Source organism: Micromonospora musae, from assembly GCF_003626545.1.
Taxonomy (GTDB): domain Bacteria; phylum Actinomycetota; class Actinomycetes; order Mycobacteriales; family Micromonosporaceae; genus Micromonospora; species Micromonospora musae.
Window position 1 is genome coordinate 863,918 of the sequence record NZ_RAZS01000001.1, and the last position, 25,316, is coordinate 889,233.

The window sequence follows — 25,316 nt, forward strand, 5'->3', positions numbered from 1 at the left end:
CCTTCTGTCGACAGACGTCAGATCAGCGCAGTCACCGCAGGTTCCGCAGCGCGTCCTCGATCGCCCGGTGGAAGGTCGGGTACGCATAGATCATGTGCCGCAGCTGGCTGAGCGGCACGGCCGCGTGCACGGCGACCACCAGCCCGGAGAGCACCTCGCCACCGGCCGGTCCCGCCGAGGTGGCCCCGATCAGCACGCCCTCGTCCGCGTCCGCGATCAGCTTGATGAAACCCTCGTCGCCGACCCGGTGGATCCAGCCCCGGGTGGACTCGCCCAACTTGCTGAAGCCGACCTGGACGTTGATGCCCCGGGACCGGGCCTGCTCCTCGGTGAGGCCGACCGCGCCGATCTCCGGATCGGTGAACGTGACGCGGGGCAGCGCGCGGTAGTCGGCCCGGGGCACGGTGCCGGCCGTGCCACTCGACCCGCTGGCCCCGAGCGCGCTGGCCGCGCCCATGGCGCCCCCCACCACGCTCGCCGTACCGCTGGGATCGGCGCCCGGCCGGGCGTGCCGGGCCCGGTCGAGCACGTCCGCGATGACGATCGCCGCCTGGTACATCGCGATGTGTGTGAAGGCGCCCTCGCCCGTCACGTCGCCGACCGCCCAGATGCCGTCGGCGACCCGCATCCGGTCGTCGACCGGCAGGTAACGCTGGTCGGCGTCCACCCCCACGGCCTCCAACCCGAGCTCGTCCAGGTGCGCCCGGCGGCCGGTGACCACCAGCAGCCGCTCCGCGGTGAACTCCGCCCCACCATGGGCCCGGAGGCTGAACCGCTCCCCGTCGTGGTCGACCCGCTCGGCCCGTACGCCGGTGTGGACCTCGACTCCGTCCGCGCGCAGGGCGGAGGCGGCCGCCTCCGACGCCTCCGGCTCCTCCACGGCGAGCACCCGGTCCAGCGCCTCGACGATGGTGACCCGTACGCCGAACCGGGCGAAGACCTGCGACAGCTCCAGCCCGATCGCCCCGCCGCCCAGCACCAGCAGCGACCCGGGCAGCTCCTCGACCTCGATCGCATGATGGTTCGTCCAGTACGGCGTGCCGGCGAGCCCCTCGACCGGGGGCACCGAGGGGCGGGTGCCGGTGCCGATCACGACCCCGTAGCGGGCCTCGAAGAGCTGGTCACCGACCCGGACGCGACCGGGCCCGTCCAGCCGGCCGCTGCCCCGCACGAACCGACCGCCCCGGCCGACGAACCTGTCGACCGCGGCCCGGTCGTTCCAGGTGTCGGTCGCCTCTTCGCGGATCCGCCGCGCCACCGGCGCCCAGTCCGGCCGCACCTGCGCGCTGCCGGCGAGCCCGTCGATCCGGCGCGCCTCGGCGAGGGCGTTCGCCGCCCGGATCATCATCTTGCTCGGGATGCAGCCCCAGTAGGGGCACTCGCCGCCGACCAGGTCCCGCTCGACGCCGACGACGCTCAGCCCGGACTCGGCGAGCCGACCGGCCACCTCCTCGCCGCCGACGCCGAGCCCCACCACGACCACGTCAACCTGCTCCGGCTCCGCCACCCCACCAGCATCCCCCGACAGGACCGCGAACGCCGCGTTGATCATGAACTTGTCGCCGATCGGCACGGCGTGTCGTGGCGATAACGTCATGATCGACGCTGCCGGACGGGACGGCGTGCCGACTACCGTGAGCAGGTGCACGACGTACGCTTCGCCGCCGTCGACGACCGCTTCCGCAGCCTGCTCGCGGACGGTCGGGAGACCGGGGCCGCCCTGACCATCTGGTACGACGGCCGGATCGTCGTCGACGTCGTCGGCGGCGAGCGGTCGCCGGGCCGGCCGTGGCTGCCGGAGACGCTGGTCGGCGTCTACTCGGTCGGCAAGCCCGTCGCCGCGCTCTGCCTCCTCGTGCTGGTGGACCGCGGCCGGCTCGACCTGGACGACCCGGTCGCCGAGCACTGGCCCGGCTTCTGCACCCCGGCCACCGTCCGGCAGGTGCTGACGCACACCGCCGGCCTGCCCGCCTTCCCGGCTCCCCGGCCCGCCGAGGCGGTCGCCGACTGGGACCTGCTCTGCGCCGACCTGGCCGCCGCCGACCCGGAGTGGGCGCCGGGGTCCGTCGCGCGCGAGCACGCCTGGACGTACGGGCACCTCGTCGGTGAGCTGGTCCGGCGGGTGGACGGCCGGACGCCGGGCCGGTTCCTGGCCGAGGAGATCGCCGGCCCGTGGCGGCTCGACCTGGGCTTCGGTCTGAGCGCGGCCGACCAGCGGCGCTGCGCCGAGCTGCGGTACGGCGACCCGGCCTGGCCGGACCGGGTGGCAGGCGAGCCGGGTTCGCTGCGTCACCGGGCGGTGTCCAACCCGGCGGGCGGGCTCGACCTGGCCGTGCTGAACAGCCCGCTCTGGCGTGGCAGCCAGGTGCCGGCGGTCAACCTGCACGCGACCGCTACCGGGCTCGCGCGGCTCTACGCCGGTCTGCTCGCCGGTGGCACCCTGGACGGCGCGCACCTGATCGGCCCCGAGCTGGTCGCCGAGGCGACCCGGGTCCAGTACGACGGCGACGACCTCGTGCTCGGCCGGCGGGCCCGGTGGACGTTGGGGATGCAGTGGGAGGAGGACGGCAGCTGGGGCATGGGTGGTCTCGGCGGCAGCTCCGCCTGGGCCGACCCCGGACGCGGCTACGCCTTCGCGTACGCGACCTCGCACCTGGCCGACCACGACCGGGTCGACGACCTGGTCGACGTCCTGCACGACTGCCTCTGAACCGTCACGGGCACAACAGCTGCCCGGCGGCTGCTCGGCGGTGGGGCCGGCACTCAGGAGGCGGTCGGCCCGGGCAGCGGGAGTCGGGCCGCCGCGTCCCCGGGTACCGGCGGCCCGGGCAGGGACACCGGCGTGCCGACCGGCGCGAGCAGGGACCGGGCCGCCACGGCGAGCCGGCGCCGCCGAGGCACCACGGCCCGCCGGGCGAAGACGTCGTAGTCCTGCGCGGCGACCTCGTCGAGGATCCCGCCGTAGAGGGCGTACGCGGTCCGCATGCAGGCCTGCGAACCCGGCGCGAGCATGGTGATCCCGGGGGCCGCCGCGGCGTAGTGCGCCTGGGCCCGGGCCACCTCGAAGGCGATGAGCGCCCGGATCGCCGGGGTGGCCTGCCCTCGTGAGCGGGCCTCGGCCAGCTCGTGCCGGGTCACCCCGAACCGGTCCAGGTCCTCGTCGGGCAGGTAGGTCCGCCCCCGGTCCAGGTCCTCGGCGACGTCCCGGATGAAGTTGGTGAGCTGGAAGGCGAAGCCGAGCTGCCGGGCCGGCTCCCGAGCGGCGGCCGGATCGGCGCTCCCCAGGATCGGCAGCATCATCGTGCCGATGGCCGCCGCCGAACCCTCCATGTAGTCGAGCAGGTGCCGATAGCTGGGGTACGAGCTGACGGTCAGGTCCATCGCCATGCTCTTGAGGAACGAGGCGAAGTCGTTCCGGTCGAGGTCGAAGACGGCGATGGTGTGCAGCACGGCCGGGAGAAGCGGGTCGTCGACCTGTTGGCCGTGCAGGCCGGCGAGGAAGCGGCCGCCCCAGTCGTCGAGCCGGCCGGCCCGCTCGGCCGTGGGCAGACCGTCGGTCCGGTCCACGATCTCGTCGGCGTACCGGGTGAAGCCGTAGAGGGCGTGAACGTGCCGCCGTTTCCACGCGGGGAGCAGCCGGGTGGCGAGATAGTAGGTGCGGCCGTGGCGTCTGTGCAGCTCACGACATCGGTCGTAGGCGTGGGCGAGTTCCGTGTCCACCGGCGCCCTCCTCCATAATCGACGCACTAATCGACGCAACTCGTTACTCTAGGGTACGCTCGGCCGCATGGCCAAGGATGCGGACAGTACGGACACCCCCCTCGAACCGGTGACACGCCGAGGCGGATCCGCAGCGGCCACCGTCACCATCGATCGGCAGGCATGATGGGCGGTCTCGGGCGAGGAGGTGGCGCCATGCGGACGGTGGACGGCCGGACGGATCGGGTGGTCGTCGTCGGCGCCGGTCTCGGCGGCCTGGCCTGCGCGCTGCACCTCGCCGGGAGTGGCCGGCAGGTGACCGTGCTCGAACGCGAGCCGGTGCCCGGCGGGCGGGCGGGCCGGCTCGGCGCCGACGGCTACGAGTTCGACACCGGGCCCACCGTCTTCACCATGCCGGAGCTGGTCGCCGAGGCGCTCGGCGCGGTCGGCGAGGAGCTCGGCGACTGGCTGGACCTGACCCCGCTCGACCCGGCCTACCGGGCGCACTATCCGGACGGCTCGACGCTCGACGTCATCACCGACACCACCCGGATGGCGGCGGAGATCTCCCGGGTCTGCGGCCCCCGCGAGGCCGACGGCTACCTGCGCTTCGTCGACTACGCCCGACGCCTCTGGCAGCTGGAACGGGCCGACTTCATCGAGCGCAACCTGGACACCCCGGCCGACCTGCTCACCGGCAACCTGCTGCGGCTGCTGGCCGCCGGCGCCTTCCGCCGCCTGCACACCAAGATCGGTCAGTTCTTCCGCGACCCCCGTACCCAGCGCATCTTCTCCTTCCAGGCGATGTACGCGGGCCTCGCCCCGCACGACGCCCTGGCGATCTACACGGTCATCGCGTACCTGGACTCGGTTGCCGGGGTCTGGTTCCCGCGCGGCGGCATGCACAGCGTCTCCCGGGCCATGGCGGGCGCGGCCGAGAAGCACGGTGTGCAGATCCGCTACGACACGACGGTGACCCGGGTGGAGACGGCGAACGGCCGGGCCACCGGGGTGGTGACCAGCGACGGCGAGCTGATCCCGGCCGACGTCGTGGTGCTCAACCCGGACCTGCCGGTCGCCTACCGCGACCTGCTGCCGCCCGGGCCCCGCCGCAAGCTCACCTACTCACCCTCCTGCGTCGTGTTGCACGTCGGATCGACCCAGGGTTATGGAAAAATCGCTCACCACAACATCCACTTCGGACGATCCTGGAGGGGGACCTTCGATGAGGTCATCCGCCGGGGTCGGCTGATGTCCGACCCGTCCCTGCTGGTCACCAACCCGAGCCGGACGGACCCCTCGGTCGCGCCCCCGGGCCGGCACAGCTACTACGTGCTCGCGCCGGTGCCCAACCTCGACCGGGCCCCGCTCGACTGGCGCGGCGGCCTCTCCCGCCGCTACGCCGACCAGCTCATCGGCACGCTGGAGGAGCGCGGCTACGTCGGCTTCGGCTCGGGCGTCGAGGTGCTGCACACCGTGACCCCGGCCGACTGGGCCGAGCAGGGGATGGCCGCCGGTACGCCGTTCGCGGCGGCGCACAGCTTCCTGCAGACCGGGCCGTTCCGCCCCACCAACCTGCACCGGACGCTCTCCAACGTGGTCTTCGTCGGCTCGGGCACCCAGCCCGGCGTCGGGGTGCCGATGGTGTTGATCTCCGGCAAGCTCGCCGCCGGCCGGATCACCGGAAGCATCCAATGAGCGAGAGAGGGAGGCGGGCATGAGCGAACGTAGTGAGCGAATCATCAGGCACAGCGCGTTTGAGCCTCATGACGGCACCGACCGCAGGGAGGAGCCGTCATGAGCGAACGTAGTGAGCGAATCATCAGGCACAGCGCGTTTGAGCCTCATGACGGCACCGACCGCAGGGAGGAGCCGTCATGAGCGACCGTGAGTCGCACCTGGTCGAGCTCGTGGACGAGGCCGGGCGGGCCAGCGGCGAGATGAGCGTGGCGGCCGCCCACCAGCCGCCGGGCCGGCTGCACCGGGCCTTCTCCGTCATGCTGGTGGCGCCGGACGGCCAGGTGCTGCTCCAGCGCCGCGCCGCCGTGAAGACCCGTTTCCCCCTGCGCTGGGCCAACTCGTGCTGCGGTCACCCGATGCCCGGCGAGTCGCTCACCGAGGCCGCGAACCGCCGTCTCCACGAGGAGCTGGGCGCCGGCCCGGTCGAGCTGACCGAGGTCGGGGTCTACCTGTACCAGGCCGAGGACCCGACAACCGGCCGCGTCGAGTTCGAGTACGACCACGTCCTCCGGGGCGAGTTCATTCCCGGCGCGCCGCTGGCGCCCGATCCCGCCGAGGTCGCCGAGCTGCGCTGGGCGGAGCCGGCCGCGCTGGAGGTGGACCTCGCCGCCGATGCGCGGCCGTACGCCCCCTGGCTCGGCGGGGTGGTGAGCCGGCTGCTGCGGCCCACCGTCCCGGACGCCTCCGTGACTCCGTCGGCCGCCGCAGGTCTTCCGGTCGAGCCGGCTACCGCCCCGGTCGGACCGGGCGGACCGGGCGATGAGGCGGCGGAGCGGTCGGGTGGCCGTTGAGGCGCTGACCGCGGGGGCGGTGGCCCGCAGGCTCGGGGTCGCGGTGACCACGCTCCGCACCTGGCACCAGCGGTACGGGCTCGGGCCCAGCCAGCACACACCGGGGCAGCATCGCCGTTACACGGCCACCGACCTGGCCCGGCTCGAGGTCATGCGACGGCTCACCGCCGACGGGGTCAGCCCCGCCGAGGCGGCTCGCTGGGCTCGGCAGGACCCCGGGTCGGTACGCGCCGACGAACCGGGTCGAGCCCGACCGGCCCCGGCCCGCGACGGTGGTGGTCAGACCATTCCGGTGGGTCGCGCCGGACCGGCCGCCCGGGGGCTGGCCCGCGCCGCCATGCGGCTGGACTCGGTGGCGGTCGGCGACGCGATCGCGCGCACCCTGACCGATCACGGCGTGGTCCACACCTGGGACAGCCTGCTCCGGCCGGTGCTCGCCGGCGTCGGTGAACGGCACGCCGCCACCTCCGCCCTGGTCGACGTGGAGCATCTGCTCTCCCGCTGCGTCTCCGAGGCGTTCGCCGCTGTCACCCGAACCGCCCCGCCGGCCGGGCCGCAGCGGGTCCTGCTCGCCTGCGCCGACGAGGAGCAGCACACCCTGCCGCTGGAGGCTCTCGCCGCCGCTCTCGCCGAGGCCGGGGTGGGCTACCGGATGCTCGGGGCTCGCGTTCCGCTGCCGGCGCTGCTGGAGGCGGTCGACCGGACGGGGCCGGCCGCGGTGGTGCTCTGGTCACACACCTCGGCCACCGCCGACCCGGCCCAGCTCCGGGCGCTGCTCGCCGCCCCGCACCGGCCGCTGCTGGTGCTCGCCGCCGGCCCCGGCTGGTCGGCCGGGGCGCTCGCTCCCGGGATGATCCGTCCCACCCGGCTCGCGGAGGCGTTGGCCCTGCTCGCGGCGGTGCAGGAAGCGCTGGAGCAGCCGACCGCGGGCTGACCGCGAGATGTCGCCCGCGAGGGTTGTGAACTAGCGTCGGGTGGTCCGCGTACCCCGACCCCTTGCGGGAGCGAACAGATGAAAGCCCGAGCCGTGCTCGCGTACGCCCTGGGCCTGGTCCTGCTCCTCGGCGGTTGCGCCGAGTCCGGCGGCCGCACCGGCGCCAACGGCCCCACCCCGAGCACCTCGACCACGCCACCACCGGCGCCCAGCCCGAAGCCGTCCGCGTCGCCGAAGCCGACCCGGACCAGCCCGACCAAGCGCCCGCTGCGCCCCAAGCCGACGACCATGCCGGCCGGCCTGCGCCGCACCACGGGCGTACGTTCGGTCGCCTTGACCTTCGATGACGGGCCCAGCCCGGCGTGGACGCCGAAGATCCTCGACCGGCTGCGGGCGGCCAAGGTGACCGCCACCTTCTGCGTGGTGGGGATGGAGGCGAAGCGCCACCCGGAGCTGGTCCGCCGGATCGTTCGGGAGGGTCACCAGCTCTGCAACCACAGCTGGCGGCACGACGTCGACCTCGGCCGGCGGCCGGTCGCCGAGATCCGGGCCGACCTGGAGCGTACGAACAAGGCGATCCGGGCAGCCGTCCCGAACGCCAAGATCAGCTTTTACCGCCAGCCCGGCGGGGTGTGGACCCCCGAGGTCGTCGGGGTGGCCAAGCAGCTCGGCATGAGCCCGCTGCACTGGAACGTCGACCCACAGGACTGGCGCAGACCGCCGGCCAAGACGATCAGCAAGCGGGTGCTGGGCGCTGTCCACCCGGGCTCCATCGTGCTGCTGCACGACGGGGGTGGAGACCGGGCCGCCACCATCGCCGCCTGTGTCGGAGTGATCGGCGAGCTGAAGCGCCGGTACGGCATAACTCGGCTCGGCCAAGCGTCCTGACCTGCGGTTTCTTGGGCCGTCACGGATAGGGCGATACCGGTTTGGTCGAGCGCCCGAGCATCACGTATGCTTTCCAAGCCTCCGGCGGGGCCGGATGGGAGCAAGTCCGCTTGACCTTGCGAATGTGCAATGATGGCGGGGCCGCCCTCATCGTCTAGCGGCCCAGGACGCCGCCCTTTCAAGGCGGTAGCACGGGTTCGAATCCCGTTGGGGGCACTGCCGGCGCAAGCCGGTGCAAGAGAGCTAGGTCCTGTGGAGCAGTTGGAGTGCTCGCCGCCCTGTCAAGGCGGAGGTCGCGGGTTCAAGTCCCGTCAGGACCGCAGCGCTAACGCCGCGCGAGACATGCGCGGCGTTCTGCGTATCGGACCAGGGTGCCCTCCAGACGGTTCAGCCGTCCTCCGGGTAGCATGGTTCGAGCGACCTGGCCAGGTAGCTCAGTTGGTACGAGCGTCCGACTGAAAATCGGAAGGTCGGCGGTTCGACCCCGCCCCTGGCCACATAGCCTTTCGCCGGGCTACAGAGATCCCCACCAGCGGAAACGCGGTGGGGATCTTGCTTTTGCTGCCCCCTGCCACGCCGATCACCCGCGCCTGTGGTTGACCGTGCTTGGCCGGTGATCGCCGCCACAAGTTGCACGCCCGCTGCACGCCGCCCGCGATTCTCCGGGGTTGATCGATTCCGCACGTGCCCGCTGATCTGACGCGCCCATAAGGCCGCTCGTGCGACCTGCTGGGTTCCGCAGGGCCTGACGATCGGTCGCGTCACCTTGCCCACCAGCGCACCGAGCTCGGATCGATCGGCTCCTGCGTTTCCGTGCGCTCGTGGTGGCGGATCACTGCTGCAGCCGCGGCCTCTCGCTGCGCGTTGGTCATCTTGCGGGTCACCCACTCCCACTGGCCTTCAAGCCACACGGCGTACATGGCCGCGTCGAGCGAGTCCCCGACACTGTCCCAGCCTGCGGCGCGGCGAGCAGCCGAAAAGGCATCCTCGCGGGTATCCCCGAGCCAAACCTCGCCGGCGCCAAGGGGCCGGCGGTAGGTGGCACGCGTGGCGCCGTCGTCATCCACACGGGCCACGAGGGCGATGGCGGTGTAGTCGCCTTCGGCGGACAGCCAGCCGATGACGCGACCTCCCCATGTGTCTTCGAGGCTGTTTTCGGCGCACCAAAGAGGGCTGGGTTGAGGAACGAACTCGCCGGTCATAGAAGCCCCTCTCTCGGACTGATCATTACGTCACATCGCCGAGTGTGGGGGTGAAAGAGCGGTTGAGGTATCAACCACCGGGGCTGAATCCTGTCGGCTCCCAGCGCCACGGCGACCGGCGCCGCCGCGCTTGACGTGACCAGGCTGCTGATTTACCCTCAGATTCCTACCTAAAAAATTGGGGTAAAGATGCTGTCAGGGCTGAGTCCAGGAGACCGACTCCCCCGCCGTGAGATCCATGCCCGCTTCGGCGGCCGGCGCCAGGGAGGGATCTCACCGTCCCGAGAAGCCCCTGTCGTGATGTTCTTCACCGACCCCCGAACCGGGCACCAGCACGGGTACTACGACGGCTGGGATGAACAAGGCCTACTGAACTACGTCGGCGAAGGCCAGCAGGGGGATCAGAGGTTTACTCAAGGCAACAAGTCGATCTTGCTTCATAGGGAAGAAGGTCGAACGCTCGAAGGCTTTCTCGCCAACAGCCCTGACGTCACCTACCTCGGAGAGTTCGAGTTAGTTGACACCTATTTGCGAGATGCGCACGAGACGGGCAACGAAGACGCCCTTCGACAGGTGATCGTCTTCCGGCTCCGCCCCCGCAACAAGGTCCCCGTCGAGTTGCCCAGCACACCCATCACGCCGACCGCCGCACCCGTCGTCAACACGGTGCCCGTCGAGGAGCAGCACACCGAGCGCAGCTTCGTGACGCCCAACCGCGAGCCGTACGAACTCGAGCGACTCGAGGCCAGTTTGGTTCGCCGCTACCGTAACCATCTACAGAGTCAGGGACACGCAGTGGGGCGGTTGCGAATCATCCCGCCCGGTGAAGGATCGCCTCTCTACAGCGACCTATGGGACGAGACAAGGCGCGAGCTTGTTGAGGCCAAGGGCAGCGTCACTCGTGAGCAGCTACGTCACGCCGTAGGGCAGTTGCTCGACTACGGCCGCTTCGTCGACGCGTCAGTTTGCAGCGTCCTCGTTCCGTCTCGCCCCCGCCGAGACCTCCTCGACTACCTACGGCACGCCGGGGTCGGCGTCATCTATCCCGACGGCGACCGCTGGGTTCGCGAATGACAGCTTCAGCTAGCCCCGGTCGGGGGCGCCCCTATGGCTGAGGTCGCGGTATTGATTGCAAAGATTGCCGCCCGGCCGTCGCTCTCATGGCGCCTCGCCTGGCTTGTCTTTTGCCTGCTCGTTCTCCTGCTCTTCGGTGCTCGGACGCTCCAACTGATCACGCCATCGGTCATCGCCGGTGCCACCGGCTCTTCATCGAAGGCGGCACCGTCGGCTTCACCCGACTCGCGACTTGGGGACTTTGGTCCGATGGCTACGTATGTACTGCCATCGATCGCATGGCTCATGATCGCTTCTGCTGGCATCGTGCTGATGTTCTAGCCCCTGCTACCGAGGAGTGCCACAAACCTCCGCTCGAAGGTCACAAGGGCCCGTGGAGGGCCGCTTTGTTCTAGGTGACCCTTGCAAAGCTTCAGGACAGGGCGGGTCCTGTACGACGACCGACGACCGACGGCCTCGGCTGGAAGCGGACCCATCGCCGTTCCGACCTCGGCCGCACCAGACACCGCCTCTCAACGTTTCACAGCTTCTGCGGCCTCATCTGTTCCGGCGTTTTACTTGTTGATCTTTATCGGGTCGCCGGACGAAGGCCACCATCGATCCCTAGCTCCGGGCACCACGCACGCTGACGCCACGCAGCAAGGGCCAAATCTGGTGAACATCTTCGATACCCTGTTGCGGCGAGTGACGCGGAAGCGGCTATGCGTATCGGGGGATTCGGTGGCTGATCTGGATGCGGTCGATGTCGACCCGTCAGAGCTCCGGGGGATCGCGGCCGGCGTCGCCGAGGTCGGAGAAGGTCTGACCCGTGCCGGCTCCACCCGCTCGGCCACCCTGGTTCCCCTCGGAGGTGGTGGCCTGACCGCTGATGCTGCCCAGTCGGCGCGGGAGGTCTGGGAAGCGTTCGTTCGTCGGCTCGGCGATTCGGTGTCCGCTGTCGCGTCTGACTTGAGGTCGGCCGCCGATTCATATGATGTGAGCGATGGGGAGTCGGCCGATCTAATCCGGCAGTCCGGGCGGGTGCCGAGGTGAGTGCCATGACGTTGCGTGAGCTGCTCGCCGCTGACACCACGGCATTCCACAGCGCCGCTTCAGGATGGGAAGGCCTCGCCGAGGACCTCGACAACACCGTCGAGTCATACATCAGCAGCACCCGGGACCTCGGCCATGTCTGGTCGTCCGGCCCGGCCGCCCAGCAGGCCCAAACGCGGGTCGCCAAGCTGCGTCGGGAGATTAGCAACGCCTACCAACCAGCTCGACAGATCTTTCATGCGCTGGACCATCACGCCTACGCCCTCGGCGATCTGCAGCGACAGGCGGCCGGCATCATCGAGCGGGCCCGGGAAGACGGATACGTCATCGATGAGACCACCGGTCAGGTCACCGCCCGCACCGGCGAGCGCACCAGTGGTTCCGTGGACGCCGAACTGCGCGCGGTGCAGTCGTACGCAGACCAGCTGACGGTCGTCGTCGACCGGGCCCGCAGCTTGGACGAGCAGACCGCCGCCGAGCTGCGACGCCACCTGCCCGACCGGGATACCGGCTTCGGTGACCTGCGCCCACGTGACGTGTCTCGTCAGGAAGTCGAGCAGGTGAGAGGCCGGCCACCGCAGGAAGTCGCCGGCTGGTGGTACAGCCTCACGCCCGAGCAGCAAGAGCAGGTCCTCGCCCAGTTCCCGGATCTCATCGGCTCTCTCGACGGCATTCCGGCAAGCGACCGGGACACCGCCAACCGTGCCCTGTTCGGTGGGATGAAGGACGACCTGCAACGGCGGGAGGACGAGCTCAACCGGCGCATCACGGAGCTACTCCTTCAACCCGCGGCCAGCCTGAACGAGCGCAACGCGAACCTCAGGCTGGCCGAGGAATTGCGCCGCGACCTGGCCGACATCGACGCTCAACAAGCGCGCCTGGGCAAGGTCGACGCCGCGCTGGCGCAACTCGGCGACCGCGGCTACCTCCTCGGCTTGGACACCGCCGGTGACGGCAGGGCGATCATCGCCGTCGGGAACCCGGACGAGGCCCGTCACACCGCCGTCTGGGTACCCGGCCTCGGCACCACCCTGGACAGCACCAAAGGCAACGTCGAACGCGTGATGCACCTGCAGGAAGCCGCCGACGTGTTAACCCCTGGGAGGGCCGGGGATGTCGCCACCGTGATGTGGCTCGGCTACGACGCCCCGGAGCTGGACCTGTCGGTGGCGTTGGAGGAACGTTCCCGGCAAGGAGCCGGACCGCTTGTGAATTTCGTGGACGGTCTGCACGCCACACACCTCGACGGTTCCACTCATCTCACCGTGGTCGGTCATTCCTACGGCTCCACCGTTGTCGGTGAAGCAGCTCTCAGCGGCAATCTCCGCGCCGACGACCTGATCACCGCCGGCAGTCCCGGCACCCACGCCGACCACGCCGATCAACTCATGGCCGACCCCCGGCACGTCTGGGCCGGCTCCGCAACCGACGACCCAGTCTCCAACCCCACCGGCAATCCCTACTCCGTCGGCGCCCTGGCAGGCGCTCACGGAACCGCACTCGGCGGCCTCACCGAAGCACTCGTCGCTGCCTACGACGACGGCCACGGCCCCAGCCCACACACCGACCAGTTCGGCGCGAACCGCTACACCGTCGACACCCACGGCCACAGCGATTACTGGAACAGCGGCAGCGAGAGCATCAACAACCAAGCCAGAATCGTCGTCGGCGAGTACAGCGCCACGACCATCGACCACGGCCAACGCCCACCAGACCTCCCCTAGACCAAGGAGCGCACATGAACGCCCGCACACGGGCCGGTCTGGCCGCCCTCACCGCCCTGATCCTCACCGCTTCCGCCGCCTGCACTTCCCCTGACGACCCGTACGACAGGAAGGCCGCCGACGTGCAAACCGCCAGCGAAGCCGACATCACCCGACAGGTGAACGACTACGCCAACCAGGTCGCCACCACCATCGGCAGCCCCCTGTCCAACTCCACCACGAGCTCCGCCCCATGCGAAGGGTCCGGCGGCGAGATGGACGAGTCGATCCGGACCGTCCAAGGCGTCTACAACATCGCGGTCACACCCGGCAAGCACCTCGACATCCTCGCCCAGCTCCGCGACCAATGGCGCAACCAAGGCTGGGCCATCACCGAGGACCGCACCTTTCCCAACGGCATTGAAGGCACGATCACCGCTAAAACCACCCCCGACAGCTACTCACTCACTGTCACCGGCACGAAAGAACCAACGGCCCTCGCTATCCTCATTCACTCCGACTGCTACAAGTCCACAGACCCACTCTGACCAGGCCGAACCTGACGGCGTCGCACCGGGATGCGCCGCTAACCATCGCCAACGCACCTTCGTCGGTAGCTGCCGGTCGTCTCGCTGCATCCTCGCTGCGTTTCACACAGAGCCCGCACCACCTAATCCGTAGCTCAGGGCGATGCGGTCTTGTAGGTACGGGCGAGCCGTCAGGCAGTCCCGAGTCGTCTTAGTGCGGCCGTCGTAGGCGGGTTGGTTGCTGTACTTCGCTGCTGTACCCCCCGCCCTAGTCGTGACAGGTTGCAGCGGTGCCGGCGGCCGGATCTTGTTGCTGGCCGAGTGCAAGGGACGCGTTCGTGGTGCCCCGATGCTGGGTGGAGCCGTCCTGACATGTGAGTTGGTTAGGTCGCTCCCGACGGTGTGATCCAGATAACGCAGGCAGTCACGAACCAGACAATCCCGCGCTAAATCTGCCCATAACCCTGCAGTGCGGGTAGCGTTGGTTCTGGGAAACGTCGCAACCTGCCGCTACCCTGATGCGACCCAGAGGCGGGAACAAGGGGAGGTTCCGCCAGGAGGTGAGCAACGATGGCACGCGTCCAAGACGTCGCCGCCTACATCCTCGAACAGCGCGGCCCGATGACAGCGATGAAACTTCAGAAGCTGTGCTACTACTCCCAAGCGTGGAACCTCGTCTGGGAAGACCGGCCGCTGTTCGACTCGCGAATCGAGGCGTGGGCTAACGGACCAGTCATCCCCGAGCTCTACCGGATGCACCGTTCCCGGCTGCAGCTCTCTGCTAGTGATGTCCCTGGGGATGCCACCCAGCTGGCGTCCGACGAGAGCAGCACGATCGACGCGGTGTTGGAGTTCTACGGGGATATGAGCGCCCACGAGCTGTCGGATCTAACCCATCGGGAAGATCCGTGGCAAGATGCCCGCGCAGCCGCCGGCCTGGCGCCGATGCAGCGCGGAACGGTTGAGATTCCGACGGCTGCAATGCACGAGTTCTACTTGGGCTACGCAGACTAGGCGGGCCTGTGGGAGGGAAGAAGCCCAAGAAGGTACCTGCGGGGAGCGGCTATCAGGGCCCTCCCCGCAAGTCTGTCCCCGCGTCGGCACACCGGCCGCCTGGCTTCTCGCCCGCGGCTCCCGGCTTGTTCATCGTTCGATGGACCAAGTTCGACTTCAACGGTCCGTGGTGCATCTCGCAGTCTGACGCCGCAGTCATCGTCAACCTGATGACTCGACTTTGTCAGATGGAGACGATGACACCAGGGGAGGTCTTCCGCCCCCCGACCGGGCCTGGCGTTGACTACGGTGACCCCGCACTTCTGCCCAACAACAGCGCCTACGAGCGTTTAGGCGAACTAGGGCTCAGCGACGAGACGAACATCAGCCGGCTTCGGATCAACGGCGAGCAGCGATTGTACGGTTTTCGTCGTGACCCAGCGTTTTACGCAGTCTTCTGGGACCCATACCACCAAGTTTGGCCGTCAAAGCTTCGGAACACCTGAGTAGCTGAACTCGGGCAGCGCGGTACTGCGGCAGCTCGTTCATCCCACCTCGTTGTCGATGAGCCCGAATCTCCCGCTATTAGGGTTGCGCGTGAACTGGACGGCAATGTACGGATCGGCAATCGCCGGGGGAGTATTGTCAACGATGATGATTTGAGCACCCCGACCTGGCCCATCTAGCCAATTGATGATATGGCGGTAGAAACGTTCTACGAGCCGCACGTCAGCAAACTCCTCATCATTCTCGGCCGCTTTGCCGCCGAGATTCTTCTGAGGCGTGTCGATAAGCAAGAACCCCGGATGGTTTGCCCCCTGCTCGTAGGCCACCTCGAATATCGCCAAAATCCAGGCCAATGTTTGCAGCACCTGGCCGCCGCTAGAGGCGTTTCGATAAGGACGGTGGCGAACTGACGGGACAAGACTTTCGTCGATGCTGCCCGTATCGTTGTGCTTAGGGTACTCGAAATCAGCAAGGATCTGGCGGTACCGGCTGCTCAACCTGGCCAGCATTTCGTTACGGTCAGGCCGGGTCTTGCTACTTCTATTCTGTGAACGTAGCTCAGCAAGCTCACCCGCCATCACTTCGAGCTTGCGCTGTCGCTGCTCCACGATGCGCCACTGTTTCAGGGCGGCGTTAGCGCGGTCTCGACGGACCGAAGCCGCTTGACGCCGTGCGAGAAGACTCTCGCGAGCGGCTACGTACGGGGTCACTTTGCCAGACGCGGCCCGATTTACCTCTGCGGCCAGCGCTCCTTCTGTTGCCTCCGCTTGAGCTCGTGCCTCACGCAGCGCCGGCAGGCTGTCGTTGAGCTGGAGCCAATATTCGTTCAGTTCCTTGAACCGTCGCCTAGTGCTCGTCAAGTCCGCCGAAATCGCTTCGAGAGCGCCGGCATCGTCGAACGGCACCTCGTCAAGTAATTCCTCAGGTTCCTGTTGCCTGGGAATCTTGCCGTTCGGCGCCTCTGAGGGCCCGCCGTCCTCAAGACCCGCAACTGTCTCTCGCGCAGAGGCTATGGTTCCGAGGGTGAGCGACGTTACAGAGGTAGATACCGGCTGGCTGCACATGCTGCACTGGCCGGCTTGTACGGACGGAGGCTCAGGAAGTTTCCCGAGGCAGGCGGGACAGACTTGCACTGACAGTTGATCAAAAATAGATTTGGCTTGCTTAAGCAGAGTGAGCTTCCGAATGTCATCATTGTACTGAGCCCGCAGACTCGCGTATCGGCTGACCAGTGCTTCGCGATCACGGAGTCTCTGCCTGGCTTGAATGGCGCCACGTGCTGCACGTTGGTGCCGGTCCCGCAATTCGCGAGCAATCTGCGCAGAGGCAGCCTCTTCCCAGTCAAGTCGATCCAGTTCGCCACGGATTGCTGCGAACTCACCTTCGGCGTTATCCACAACCTCTTGCAACTGCTCTCGAGGAGTGGAACCTTGCTCGCGAATAAATTCCTCTAGGGCCTTTATCTCGCGGCGCGCTCCTAATACCTGCTCGTTTAGTCGACTGATCCTGGAAGCTAAATCGGCGCCCTCGTTCTCATGCACGCCGAAAATCGCGTCCACGGTTTGGATCAGATGGCGATTCTTGTTGTAGTTCCCTTCCCAGAGTATCTGGGTGCTTCCAACTCGCTCGTTCAAAACCATGCACAACCACATCAGGTTGCGGAAGCTCATGATATGCGTGGCCGACTCCTGTTGGGTCGGAGCAACCTTCAGCTGAATGTCGTTCAGGTCAACGGTCGACAGGAGCAAACTGGAGAGGCTGGCCGGGTCGGACGGCGGACCTACGGGATGAGGCTGAGGAACTGTCTCGCCAGCCCGATCGAGAGACGTGTCGAAGAGCAAGGCTGTAGATGCCTCTATCGCCCGCTCGACAGTTATGGGACCAAACGTCGTGTCGGCCTCGACAATCGCCGCTCTGACTTGGCGAACGATTTCCTCATGATCGGGGTAAGATGAACCGCCAAAAGCGTACGCAATGAGCTCTAGGATGCTGGTCTTTCCGGTGTTCGTAGGGCCGGCGATGATGCTGAGTGGCCTAGGGGACCCGTCCTCGTCCCGGAAGTCGACCTCGTACGGCTTGGAGTGGCCGGCAAGACGCAGGCGCAGAATTCTGATGCCACGAATTCGGGTGTGAGCATCCCGGGACTCAAGATCTCTCTCGGGCGTCATGGCACTCCTAGCTTGCGTCGTCGCTGAGCTGAGCAGAACTCTCTGCTGTCGACACTTCGTCTGATTCCTCGGAGCTCGTCGCTCCGTATAGGTCAAGTATCAGGGCCGGCTCGCGAAGCCACTCCCTTGCCTGCTTAGCCAAAGCGGTATCAGTGGTCAATCGGGCCAACCGCCTGACGATAAGGCTCACACCTGCGCGATACTGCTCGGCATAGAGGGCAGTAAGCTGCTCAGCAGTATCGCGGCCAAGTGGCGTAAGCGACCAGCCTCCGGCCCGTAGGGTCGCCAATCCATAAGCAACCAAGAGCGCCATGTCGTGCTGCAGCCGTCGCCGCCGGTTAGCGAAGCGCTGACCCGTAGCCGCATATGAGAGTTGGCGTTCATCGAAGCCAGCGATATGTAAATGGGCCCGGGCTTCGGGCTCTTCCTCGCCTACGACCAGGAATGGATTTGCCGAGAAGAAGTCATAGTAGCCGAGGCGTTCCAAGCCGAGACCAGGCCGGTCTGGTGGCGCTACCAATTGCATTAGGAGTAGGAGTTGCGAAAGTCTAAATAAGACATGATCCTCGGGTGACACGGGCAGGGGGGCAGGTCCAAATGGGGGGCGCCTGTGCTCGGTCGCCATCATCCCGCGGCCGCCGTCGTCGTAACCCCTGGGTGGGCGACATGCGTCTCAGTAGTATGCGTACGCGCTACGTCCCGCCAGTTAGTAACCCACCCTGCCCGTTTCGTCTCAACAACCCGGTGCATCATGCCGGCACTGTGGACTGGACGCACAGGCAGCTCTCTCGGCACGGGCAGACGCCTTACATCTTTCATTACGGCTGCGAAGAGCGCTCGCCCCTGTGCCATGACGTCATCAGAGGCGTCCTCCCCCGTTGGGGCAGACCGCTCCTCCCACAGCGCCCAGACATCGTAATCGAGTTCGAGTAAGGCTCGGGTCTCTTCCGGTACGCCACGATTGACTACGTCCCTGGCAAGAATCTCCGCGTTGAAGAAGGCAACCTTTTGCGAGTCGATTTCGACTAAACCAGCAGCTGCCAATTGCTTGACGAAGAGGGCACCCTCGTAATCCTTCTCCACTGGCAAGGGAGTAATTGTAACTGCAGCATTGTTGGGTGGAACCCATACCCTAGCAGGACCATAGAACTCGTTAAGGACATGCTCCGCATCTGGCGACATTAAGAGTGTGCGCAGCTTGGGCGCGTCCCAGAGGTTGAAGACAACACCCGGGTACTCGCGCTTCCAAGCCCGGCAGCGCCCGTCCCACCATTGGCGTTCCGGGCCGTCAAGGTCGACAGGAACGCAAAGCGTCCAGCTCTCGACCGTGTAATTGTTCTCTCGGGCATGCTTCATCGCGGACTGAAGTGACTCGCGCACCTGGTCGCGCTGGGATTTTCCGATCCCGTCGGCGAAGTACTTCGACTGCCAAATGCTAATTTTGTCGACTAGGCTGCCGACGAAGGTGTCGATTCCCCAGTCGCCTGGGTTCGCCCGCACTTCTGTCGCGGTTTCATACCTGACCTGGATCAGCGCTGTCAGCATCCGGTGGAAGTCCTGGCGGGCCGCGTCGTCCGTCCCGAGCCGGAAGCGGTGCTCCCTGAAATCGAGGCGGGATGCATGTACCACCGGGCCTCCTGCGGGCGCTTAGCTCTACTGCACGTTACCCATCGACGACGTGCTGCCACCATAGCGATCACTTTCGGCCAGCGAAAGCCTCTGCTCACCAGGCCTTCCGATCTTGGGCTCTTTGGCCGATATATCCGGCCAGTCGGCTTGCCAACTGCCATCCCGGCTGCCGCCGACCCACACCTCGGTGGAGCGGGCCAGGGCCAGGGCGACAAGGTGGAGCGCCCAACTGGACGTACGACCTTGTCGCCCTGGCCCTGGTCTGCTCGGCTTGCCTGGGTCGGTGGCTGGCGGGATGGCATCCCACCTCAACCATCCACGAACGGAACCGTTCGGCAACTCCATCCTGGAGTCGTCTGGCCCCCGCCGGAGGCACAGTTCTAACCCCCAGCCCCACCCCCACCTCTCACCCTTCCCACCACCTCCACCCCTTTTCCTCTCTGGGGTTCCAGCGGCCGGTACGAACCGTTCGGCAACTTCGTCCGCGCGTGGTGACCTCCCGGCCTTCGTCGCCATTGGACCGTCGAGAATGGGTGAGAGCCTGCCTCGCTCCGGTCATCCTCTGGACTCGTCACCGGGTCACCTACTGACCCAGGCTGACGCGCGGGGCGGGGCGTGGGGTTCGGGCCGGCTGACTTTCCGCCCCGGCGCCGCAGGCGGCCGGGGCGGCGGCTCCGCAGGAGCCGGTTGCCGCGCCCCGGCCCGCGCCGCGCGGAGCGCCTTGATTTAGTACAGGCAAATTCGGCAACAAATCACCGGTTGCGTTACGGGCCGACCCCGGCCAGCACGACACACATCCCCCGGCCGCCGCCATCCAGGCCGCCACGGACGCTCTCGGCTCTACCTCGTGGCCTGGCCGTGGATAGCCGGTCCAAGTGCTCAGGTCTGCCGCCCTGGGCGACCCTCCCTCAGCGGTCCGCGGTTGCCTCCTGGCCGGCCAGCACAATCTCTCTTCCCACCATCCACCCCGGTCACTAATTCGAACGCTTGTACGATAACGGGATGGGCAGAGAGCTGGTGTCGCGCTGGTGGAACGGCGTCTGGGGACGGCTGACCCGGCGTGATGTGTGGCTCGCCCGCGAGACTCGTTGGCACGTGGTCGCCAGGGCCGGCGACTCGGAGACGGGCAAGATTCTCCGCTGGGAGTTTGACACCGAGGATGATGCCCGTCGGATGGTGCAACGTCTCATGCGCGCGGACAGCGGCCCGTGGCGCGAGATGAACGGCGGCGCAGTCACGCAGCCGCCAGGGTGATGCGTCCTCATGGCGGCCCTAACGCCCAACGCTCTCAAAAACTACTTTCCGTGACTGCTAAAACTAAGATCATCTTTTCTTTCTGCAATTTGCATGATCACACTTAGGCGTTACCTAAATCGTCTCAAATAAGCATAAAAACGGGCAAAATCCGGCTATATTCCCGCTGACTGGCCGATCACTTTTTGCACGGTCCTGTCGTTTCACATAAGCGGGCCGACGACAGCCCGTGCAGGAAAGGGGCGGCACCCTGCCTCGTACGCAAGTGCCGCCCCTGGACTGCGTCCAACCTCAAGCGGGAGGAGCACGCAGAACGATGAGATTAACGAGCGTATGGAAGTTCGGTGGTTCCAGCGATGGGAGTGCCAGCGGTTCGGACCGTCGCAAGCCGACGATCGGCGAGACCGCCGCACTGATCGCAGCGTTCGCCGCCGCGATCTCCGCGCTCACCGGCCTCCTCGCCTCTTGCGGTAGCTAGTACGGCAGGAGAAGCAGCCGCCCTCCAAGTGTTTGGCGGGCGGCTGCTTTCTGTCAGGACCCACTTGGGCTGGTGCTGTCGCCCGCGGCATCGTCCAGTCGCACGAGCGCGCGCGCCACCTCCTTCATGCTCGTCACCACCGCGTCCGCCCCGGCCTGCTCAAAGATCGGCTTTTTCTCGCTCTTGTTGGCGAAGCCGACCACACGTGTTCCTGACGCCTTCGCACCCTCGATGTCAGAGAGCGAGTCGCCCAGCAGCAAGCACAGGTTTGGATCAACGCCAAGAGCGTTCGCCGCTCGCAGTATCGGTTCAGGGTTCGGCTTCATCCGGTCAGGGGCCGCGTACATCCGCCCCACGACCAGGCGGATGTGCTGGTTGAGTCGGTGCGTCCGCAGGTACGCCTCTACTGCTTGCCGCGAGTTGTTACTGACCACCGCGATCGACAGCCCCACCTGCCGGGCAGCGACGATGACCTCTCGCCCGCAGGGTGTTGGCTCGGCCGTAGCGGTGGCTCGCACCTCGGCTGCAATGAGTGCATCCTCAATCGCCCGCGTGAGGCCACTGTCGGCTTCGACGCCAGTCCGCCGAAGGACTTCGAGTGGGTCCGATTCGTCGGCCAGGTCAGTGGCGAACGCAGCACCCCGTGCGACAAGCAGCTGCACGAGTTCCCGTGCAACGATCGGTGCCGGGTAACCCGCGAATATGCTGCACACGGGTCCGTCGAAGTCGAGCAGCAGGGCGCGGACTTCGCGGCCTAGCTGCTCGAGCGCGGCGCTCATCCTTGGTACCGGTAGGCGATGGTCGACCACAGGGAGTCGAACCACTGGCGGGATGCCTCTACGAACTGCGTCCCGTGGGATGCCTCGTCGTCGGTGACGGCGTAGTGAAAGAGGGGAACATCCTTCCCCATCAGGTCGTAGATCGCTGTGGGCTCACCCTTGATCGTCACGGTGCGCTCGACCGCTGGGTAGAAGCCGAAGAATACTTCTTCGGCGTTGAGCAGGTACAGCTTGAACTGCGGGGAGCCGCGGTGCATCCGCACCTCCGCGGTCGCCGAACGAACTAGCCCAAGGTCGGCGAGTTCCGAGACCTGGTCGAGGATGCCGTCTACAGCTCTGCGAGTGATGCGGTCGGCACGCTCTCGCACCAGCGGGTCATCTGCCTGGGTCTCGGCCCTGGCTGGTAGCGCCATCGGCGCCGACATGTCGGAAACCAAGACTCGGACGGCGATCGTCTCCGGCGCAAGTCGGCCCACCCGGACCTTGTCCAGTACTTCGGCTAGTGCGTCCCGGAGTGTTTCGCCGGAAAAGCCGGCGAAGTCGATGGTGACGTGCGGCCGTTCGAATGCGGCCTCGATGTGCGGCCGGAGCTCGACGGCTCGTTGCGTCTGGGCACGGACGAAGGCGCCACTTCCTTGCCGCGTCACGATGAGCCGTTCCGCTCGGAGTGCTTCGAGCGCTCGCTTGACCGTTTCGCGTGCCACGCCGTACCGGGTGGCCAACTCGGGTTGCGACGGCAGTTTGTCGCCTGGCGCCAGTCGGCGCGTGAGGATCGCGGCCCGAAGCTTGTTCGCGATTTGTTGTGACGCCTGCTTCGGGTCATCGGGGTCAAGTTCCCCGAGGTAGTCCAGGTTCTCGGTCACCCGTCCAGGGTACTGCTGGCTAGCCAAGCTAGGAAACACCCGTTCCAAACTCTTGACCTGACTAGCCAGGCCGTCCTAGCCTTCAATGCAAGCCGCTTGGCTAGCCAGGCCGATCAGGCTTGGTGATCGAGAGCGCTGCCGGCGTACCGGTAGGCGCTACGAGCGCCCTTGGCGCTGAGGGAGGAAAAGATGGCTCTTCGCGGTGGAACTCGGTTCTCGGTTCCGTTCGAAGCGGCGTTCCCGCACGGTTGTGTGTTCGTGCCGGAGTCGATTGCGGAGGCGCAGGACTTCAACGAGGCGACTCGGCAGCGGACGCCGAGTAAGGACAAGCTGACGGGTCAGCGGGTGTGGCAGTGCCGGGTGATGGACATGGACCCGGAGCTGGGCGCGCGGTCGCGTGAGGTGTCGATCAAGGTCCTGTCGGATGTGCAGCCGGTGCCGCCGGTGGGTCCGTTCCAGCCGGTGGAGTTCGAGAACCTGACCGTGACCCCGTATGTGGGCAACAACGGCCGGTTGGCCTTCTCCTACCGGGCGACCGCGCTGGTCGCGCCGAAGACCCTGGCCGAGACGCACGGGAAGGCTGCCTGATGTTCGGCCGGAAGCGCTCTGAGCCGGAGCCGGTGCGCCGTGACCAGGTGATGAAGTTGATCAGCCTGGGGATGAAGGAGACCGACGCCGCCGATCGGGGCATCGACGCCCCGGAGTTCGACGGGGCCAAGGCCGCGTTCGACGCCGCTTTGGGCAAGGCGACTCAGGCGGAGAAGGCCGCGGCGTTCAAGGCGCTCAAGCGGCACGGCTACTGAAACTTCACGTGGCGCGGGGCGGCCCATGCCCTAGGAAAGCCGGCCGCCCCGCTGCCCCACCAATTCCTCTCGGCCTGGAAGGGCGGGTTCATCATGCCTTCTTTCCTGGACTGGACTCGTGGCGGCGGTGCCGGCGAGTCCGCTCCGTGTGTGATCTGCGGGCGCCCTGCGATCTGCCGTAGCCCCAGCGGGAAGCCGGTGCACAAGGTTTGCGCGGAGGCGTGGACCGAGCAGCACAAGGCTCCGAAGGCGGTGGCGTGATGCGCGCCCCGCTGGTCAACTTCCGCCGTCTTCAGGTCGCCACCCCGTGGCCCCTGGTCTGGACGATCACGATCGCGTTCCTGCTGGCCCGGCTCGTCGTGGCGGTCGTCCGCTTCCTGATCTGGGCGGTGCGGCACTGGCGTGCCTGGCCGGGCGTCGTGCTGGTCCTGGTCGCCGTCGACGCGTACCAGTCGCACGGCTGGTGGCCGCACCTCCTGGTCCTCGTCGTCCTTGCCGGTGCGGCGGGCTTGTGGTGGTGGCGTGGTCGGGATTCGTTCCACCGCCTGGTCGTGCTCCGGGCGGTAACGGTGTGGCGGCGGCTGTGGGTGTACCGCCGTCAGTGGCACGAGACCATGACGCTCTGCGGGCTGGTGAAGAAGTACGACGGCGGCGAGAAGACCCCGGAACTGTTGTCGGTTCGCTGCTCGTACGCCACGGATGAAGTGGTGCTGCGGATGCCCCGCGGGCAGAACCCGGAGGCGTACCACAAGGCGGCCCGGGATCTCGCGTACTCGTTCGGCACCCGTCACTGCCGCGTGTTCTCCGGCCGTCGGCACGCCGCTCCGCATCGTTCCGGCCGTCTCGCCTGGGTGCTGCGGCGGGTCGATGCGATCCGGTTCCGGGACCGTCCGCGGCACGTGTGGTTGGTGTTCATCCGCCGTGACCCGCTGACCCGCATCGTCGTCCCGCTGCCCGTCCCGGCGCGCCCGGACTTCACTGCCCTGCCCCTCGGGCTGCGGGAAGACCTGGCCGTCTACTGCCTGCGGCTCCTGGCGACGCATGTGCTGATCGGTGGCGCCACGCGGATGGGCAAGGGCTCGGTGATCTGGTCTCTGCTGCGGTCCCTGGGGGCTGGGATCCGGTCGGGTCTGGTGCGGGTGTGGGCGATCGACCCGAAGGGCGGGATGGAACTCGCCATCGGTCGGCCGTTGTTTTCGCGTTACGTCGATGACGACTGGTCGCGCATGGCGGATCTGCTCGAAGACGCTGTGTGCCGGATGCGTGCCCGGCAGCAGATCCTGCGGGGCAAGGTGCGGGTGCACACGCCGACGGTGGATGAGCCGCTGATCGTCATCGTCATCGACGAGATCGCCGCTCTGCTCGCGTACTTGCCTGACAGCGAGATCCGTAACCGGATCGCTCACGCCCTGGGGTTGCTGCTGTCGCAGGGGGCAGGGCTCGGCGTCCTGGTCGTGGCCGCCACGCAGGACCCGCGCAAGGAAGTCGTGTCCGTCCGCGATCTGTTCCCGACCCGCATCGCTCTCGGCCTCACCGAACGCGGCCACGTCGACCTGCTGCTCGGGGATGGTTCCCGCGACCGCGGTGCCCTCGCCGACCAGATTCCGCTGTCCGGCAAGGGCGTCGCCTACGTCCTGCTCGACGGGCAACCCGAACCCGCCCGCGTCCGGTTCTCCTACATCCCCGATGACCTGATCCGCGAGATGGCCGCGACGTTCCCGGCCCCGCCCGAGGTCCAGCCCGAACCGGAACCCGTCCCGGCGCAGGTCAAGCCAGCCCGCGTCAACGGCAACGGGCGGCAGGCCCACACCTACCGGCCGACCGCGCCCCGACAGGCGGCGCCGTTGCTGCCCTCGTCGCTGCTCAACGCCCTGGACCTCAACGGCACCAACACCGCGAACGGAGGTGACCCCCGATGACGGACCCGACTGCGGACGTCCCGGTGCGGATGCCCTACGCCGACGAACCCGACGAGCCGACCGCCCAGGAGCCGCGGCGCTTCTACCGGTTGCGCGCCCCGCACGTGGACAAAGCCTCGGTGCCGGTCACGGTCCGGGTCACCCCCGACGCCGACCTGTACGTCGCGGTGGGTTCCGGGCGGCGCCGCATGTACCTGACCCCGAACGAGGCGTGGGCGCTGTGGCGCTGCCTCTCCGAAGCCGTCGCTTCCACCGGTGAGCCACCGGAGTGGATCCGCGTGCACATCACCCCCACCCACCGCTGACCTCTCACCGCCCTGCCTTGGAGCCCGT

24 protein-coding genes and 3 tRNA genes are annotated in these 25,316 nt (G+C 67.4%); 19 read left to right on the top strand and 8 right to left on the bottom strand.

Going from position 1 to position 25,316, the window contains the following annotated elements; genetic code table 11:
- Positions 1-31: 31 nt before the first annotated feature.
- On the bottom strand, positions 32-1,552 hold the full coding sequence (locus D7147_RS04075) for a dihydrolipoyl dehydrogenase family protein (protein ID WP_120674000.1): 1,521 nt from the start codon (positions 1,550-1,552) through the stop codon (positions 32-34).
- A 90-nt stretch (positions 1,553-1,642) separates the two neighbouring features.
- Between D7147_RS04075 and D7147_RS04080 the strand changes: the two genes are divergently transcribed.
- Positions 1,643-2,710 carry a serine hydrolase domain-containing protein gene (locus D7147_RS04080; protein ID WP_120673851.1) on the top strand — a complete coding sequence of 356 codons (1,068 nt, stop codon included), beginning with the start codon at positions 1,643-1,645 and terminating at the stop codon, positions 2,708-2,710.
- 53 nt (positions 2,711-2,763) lie between these two features.
- Here the strand turns inward: D7147_RS04080 and D7147_RS04085 are convergent, their stop codons facing one another.
- Entirely contained in the window at positions 2,764-3,720 is a 957-nt protein-coding gene (locus tag D7147_RS04085) for a phytoene/squalene synthase family protein (RefSeq protein ID WP_120673852.1), read from the bottom strand.
- Positions 3,721-3,915: 195 nt separating this feature from the next.
- Between D7147_RS04085 and crtI the strand changes: the two genes are divergently transcribed.
- The 7 genes from crtI to D7147_RS04120 all read left to right on the top strand — a co-directional run bounded on the left by crtI (position 3,916) and on the right by D7147_RS04120 (position 8,549).
- Positions 3,916-5,397 carry a phytoene desaturase family protein gene (gene crtI / locus D7147_RS04090; RefSeq protein ID WP_120673853.1) on the top strand — a complete coding sequence of 494 codons (1,482 nt, stop codon included), beginning with the start codon at positions 3,916-3,918 and terminating at the stop codon, positions 5,395-5,397.
- 179 nt (positions 5,398-5,576) lie between these two features.
- A complete protein-coding gene (gene idi, locus D7147_RS04095; RefSeq protein ID WP_120673854.1) occupies positions 5,577-6,230 on the top strand; it encodes an isopentenyl-diphosphate Delta-isomerase in 654 nt (217 codons plus the stop codon).
- The gene (locus D7147_RS04100) at positions 6,220-7,164 is read left to right on the top strand and encodes a MerR family transcriptional regulator (protein WP_120673855.1); all 945 of its coding nucleotides are present in this window, start codon (positions 6,220-6,222) and stop codon (positions 7,162-7,164) included. The genes idi and D7147_RS04100 overlap by 11 nt, the downstream gene beginning before the upstream one ends.
- Positions 7,165-7,242: 78 nt before the next feature.
- Positions 7,243-8,052 (top strand): polysaccharide deacetylase family protein, encoded by an 810-nt coding sequence (locus tag D7147_RS04105; protein WP_120673856.1) that lies wholly within the window; start codon positions 7,243-7,245, stop codon positions 8,050-8,052.
- A gap of 143 nt (positions 8,053-8,195) precedes the next feature.
- Positions 8,196-8,268: transfer RNA gene (locus D7147_RS04110), tRNA-Glu, on the top strand.
- Positions 8,269-8,298: 30 nt separating this feature from the next.
- Positions 8,299-8,372: transfer RNA gene (locus tag D7147_RS04115), tRNA-Asp, on the top strand.
- Between the two features lie 103 nt (positions 8,373-8,475).
- Positions 8,476-8,549 (top strand) — tRNA-Phe (locus tag D7147_RS04120).
- Positions 8,550-8,813: 264 nt separating this feature from the next.
- Here D7147_RS04120 and D7147_RS04125 read toward each other — a convergent pair.
- Entirely contained in the window at positions 8,814-9,254 is a 441-nt protein-coding gene (locus D7147_RS04125; protein WP_120673857.1) for a hypothetical protein, read from the bottom strand.
- 297 nt (positions 9,255-9,551) lie between these two features.
- On the opposite strand from D7147_RS04125, the gene D7147_RS04130 reads away from it, so the two are divergent.
- The 6 genes from D7147_RS04130 to D7147_RS04150 all read left to right on the top strand — a co-directional run bounded on the left by D7147_RS04130 (position 9,552) and on the right by D7147_RS04150 (position 14,604).
- Positions 9,552-10,328, top strand: coding sequence for a hypothetical protein (locus D7147_RS04130; RefSeq protein WP_199734060.1), 777 nt, complete (start codon positions 9,552-9,554; stop codon positions 10,326-10,328).
- A 33-nt stretch (positions 10,329-10,361) separates the two neighbouring features.
- A complete protein-coding gene (locus tag D7147_RS32060) occupies positions 10,362-10,649 on the top strand; it encodes a hypothetical protein (protein ID WP_147437330.1) in 288 nt (95 codons plus the stop codon).
- A gap of 333 nt (positions 10,650-10,982) precedes the next feature.
- Positions 10,983-11,360: a WXG100 family type VII secretion target gene (locus tag D7147_RS32290; protein WP_158609266.1), complete on the top strand. Its 378-nt coding sequence runs from the start codon at positions 10,983-10,985 to the stop codon at positions 11,358-11,360.
- A 5-nt stretch (positions 11,361-11,365) separates the two neighbouring features.
- Positions 11,366-13,084 (top strand): alpha/beta hydrolase, encoded by a 1,719-nt coding sequence (locus D7147_RS04140; RefSeq protein WP_120673860.1) that lies wholly within the window; start codon positions 11,366-11,368, stop codon positions 13,082-13,084.
- 14 nt (positions 13,085-13,098) lie between these two features.
- The gene (locus D7147_RS04145; protein WP_120673861.1) at positions 13,099-13,611 is read left to right on the top strand and encodes a hypothetical protein; all 513 of its coding nucleotides are present in this window, start codon (positions 13,099-13,101) and stop codon (positions 13,609-13,611) included.
- A 549-nt stretch (positions 13,612-14,160) separates the two neighbouring features.
- Entirely contained in the window at positions 14,161-14,604 is a 444-nt protein-coding gene (locus tag D7147_RS04150; protein ID WP_120673862.1) for a Panacea domain-containing protein, read from the top strand.
- 524 nt (positions 14,605-15,128) lie between these two features.
- On the opposite strand, the gene D7147_RS04155 is transcribed toward D7147_RS04150, so the two are convergent.
- The gene (locus D7147_RS04155; protein ID WP_120673863.1) at positions 15,129-17,258 is read right to left on the bottom strand and encodes an ATP-binding protein; all 2,130 of its coding nucleotides are present in this window, start codon (positions 17,256-17,258) and stop codon (positions 15,129-15,131) included.
- A 624-nt stretch (positions 17,259-17,882) separates the two neighbouring features.
- Positions 17,883-18,887, bottom strand: coding sequence for a hypothetical protein (locus D7147_RS32065; protein WP_147437331.1), 1,005 nt, complete (start codon positions 18,885-18,887; stop codon positions 17,883-17,885).
- A 1,002-nt stretch (positions 18,888-19,889) separates the two neighbouring features.
- Between D7147_RS32065 and D7147_RS04160 the strand changes: the two genes are divergently transcribed.
- Positions 19,890-20,141, top strand: coding sequence for a hypothetical protein (locus tag D7147_RS04160; protein ID WP_233562897.1), 252 nt, complete (start codon positions 19,890-19,892; stop codon positions 20,139-20,141).
- 291 nt (positions 20,142-20,432) lie between these two features.
- Here D7147_RS04160 and D7147_RS32295 read toward each other — a convergent pair whose 3' ends face one another.
- The 3 genes from D7147_RS32295 to D7147_RS04170 all read right to left on the bottom strand — a co-directional run bounded on the left by D7147_RS32295 (position 20,433) and on the right by D7147_RS04170 (position 22,261).
- On the bottom strand, positions 20,433-20,591 hold the full coding sequence (locus D7147_RS32295; RefSeq protein WP_158609267.1) for a hypothetical protein: 159 nt from the start codon (positions 20,589-20,591) through the stop codon (positions 20,433-20,435).
- A gap of 81 nt (positions 20,592-20,672) precedes the next feature.
- Positions 20,673-21,398 (bottom strand): HAD family hydrolase, encoded by a 726-nt coding sequence (locus tag D7147_RS04165; protein WP_120673865.1) that lies wholly within the window; start codon positions 21,396-21,398, stop codon positions 20,673-20,675.
- The gene (locus D7147_RS04170) at positions 21,395-22,261 is read right to left on the bottom strand and encodes a GntR family transcriptional regulator (protein ID WP_120673866.1); all 867 of its coding nucleotides are present in this window, start codon (positions 22,259-22,261) and stop codon (positions 21,395-21,397) included. The genes D7147_RS04165 and D7147_RS04170 overlap by 4 nt, the downstream gene beginning before the upstream one ends.
- 189 nt (positions 22,262-22,450) lie before the next feature.
- Between D7147_RS04170 and D7147_RS04175 the strand changes: the two genes are divergently transcribed.
- From D7147_RS04175 to D7147_RS04190, 4 genes are all read left to right on the top strand, one after another.
- Positions 22,451-22,849, top strand: a complete 399-nt coding sequence (locus tag D7147_RS04175; RefSeq protein WP_120673867.1) for a transcriptional regulator — start codon at positions 22,451-22,453, stop codon at positions 22,847-22,849.
- Positions 22,849-23,064, top strand: a complete 216-nt coding sequence (locus tag D7147_RS04180; protein ID WP_120673868.1) for a hypothetical protein — start codon at positions 22,849-22,851, stop codon at positions 23,062-23,064. The genes D7147_RS04175 and D7147_RS04180 overlap by 1 nt, the downstream gene beginning before the upstream one ends.
- 260 nt (positions 23,065-23,324) lie before the next feature.
- Positions 23,325-24,983: an FtsK/SpoIIIE domain-containing protein gene (locus D7147_RS04185; RefSeq protein WP_233562924.1), complete on the top strand. Its 1,659-nt coding sequence runs from the start codon at positions 23,325-23,327 to the stop codon at positions 24,981-24,983.
- Positions 24,980-25,288 carry a spread protein gene (locus D7147_RS04190; RefSeq protein WP_233562898.1) on the top strand — a complete coding sequence of 103 codons (309 nt, stop codon included), beginning with the start codon at positions 24,980-24,982 and terminating at the stop codon, positions 25,286-25,288. Before D7147_RS04185 ends, D7147_RS04190 begins: the two co-directional genes overlap by 4 nt.
- Positions 25,289-25,316: the final 28 nt, after the last annotated feature.

Coding starts and splice junctions, on each gene's coding strand:
- D7147_RS04075 (WP_120674000.1), bottom strand. CDS start 1,552: ATGATCAACGCGGCGTTCGCGGTCCTGTCGGGGGATGCTGGTGGGGTG.
- crtI (WP_120673853.1), top strand. CDS start 3,916: ATGCGGACGGTGGACGGCCGGACGGATCGGGTGGTCGTCGTCGGCGCC.
- idi (WP_120673854.1), top strand. CDS start 5,577: ATGAGCGACCGTGAGTCGCACCTGGTCGAGCTCGTGGACGAGGCCGGG.
- D7147_RS04105 (WP_120673856.1), top strand. CDS start 7,243: ATGAAAGCCCGAGCCGTGCTCGCGTACGCCCTGGGCCTGGTCCTGCTC.
- D7147_RS04125 (WP_120673857.1), bottom strand. CDS start 9,254: ATGACCGGCGAGTTCGTTCCTCAACCCAGCCCTCTTTGGTGCGCCGAA.
- D7147_RS32060 (WP_147437330.1), top strand. CDS start 10,362: ATGGCTGAGGTCGCGGTATTGATTGCAAAGATTGCCGCCCGGCCGTCG.
- D7147_RS04140 (WP_120673860.1), top strand. CDS start 11,366: ATGACGTTGCGTGAGCTGCTCGCCGCTGACACCACGGCATTCCACAGC.
- D7147_RS04145 (WP_120673861.1), top strand. CDS start 13,099: ATGAACGCCCGCACACGGGCCGGTCTGGCCGCCCTCACCGCCCTGATC.
- D7147_RS04150 (WP_120673862.1), top strand. CDS start 14,161: ATGGCACGCGTCCAAGACGTCGCCGCCTACATCCTCGAACAGCGCGGC.
- D7147_RS04155 (WP_120673863.1), bottom strand. CDS start 17,258: ATGACGCCCGAGAGAGATCTTGAGTCCCGGGATGCTCACACCCGAATT.
- D7147_RS04160 (WP_233562897.1), top strand. CDS start 19,890: ATGGGCAGAGAGCTGGTGTCGCGCTGGTGGAACGGCGTCTGGGGACGG.
- D7147_RS04165 (WP_120673865.1), bottom strand. CDS start 21,398: ATGAGCGCCGCGCTCGAGCAGCTAGGCCGCGAAGTCCGCGCCCTGCTG.
- D7147_RS04175 (WP_120673867.1), top strand. CDS start 22,451: ATGGCTCTTCGCGGTGGAACTCGGTTCTCGGTTCCGTTCGAAGCGGCG.
- D7147_RS04180 (WP_120673868.1), top strand. CDS start 22,849: ATGTTCGGCCGGAAGCGCTCTGAGCCGGAGCCGGTGCGCCGTGACCAG.
- D7147_RS04185 (WP_233562924.1), top strand. CDS start 23,325: ATGCGCGCCCCGCTGGTCAACTTCCGCCGTCTTCAGGTCGCCACCCCG.
- D7147_RS04190 (WP_233562898.1), top strand. CDS start 24,980: ATGACGGACCCGACTGCGGACGTCCCGGTGCGGATGCCCTACGCCGAC.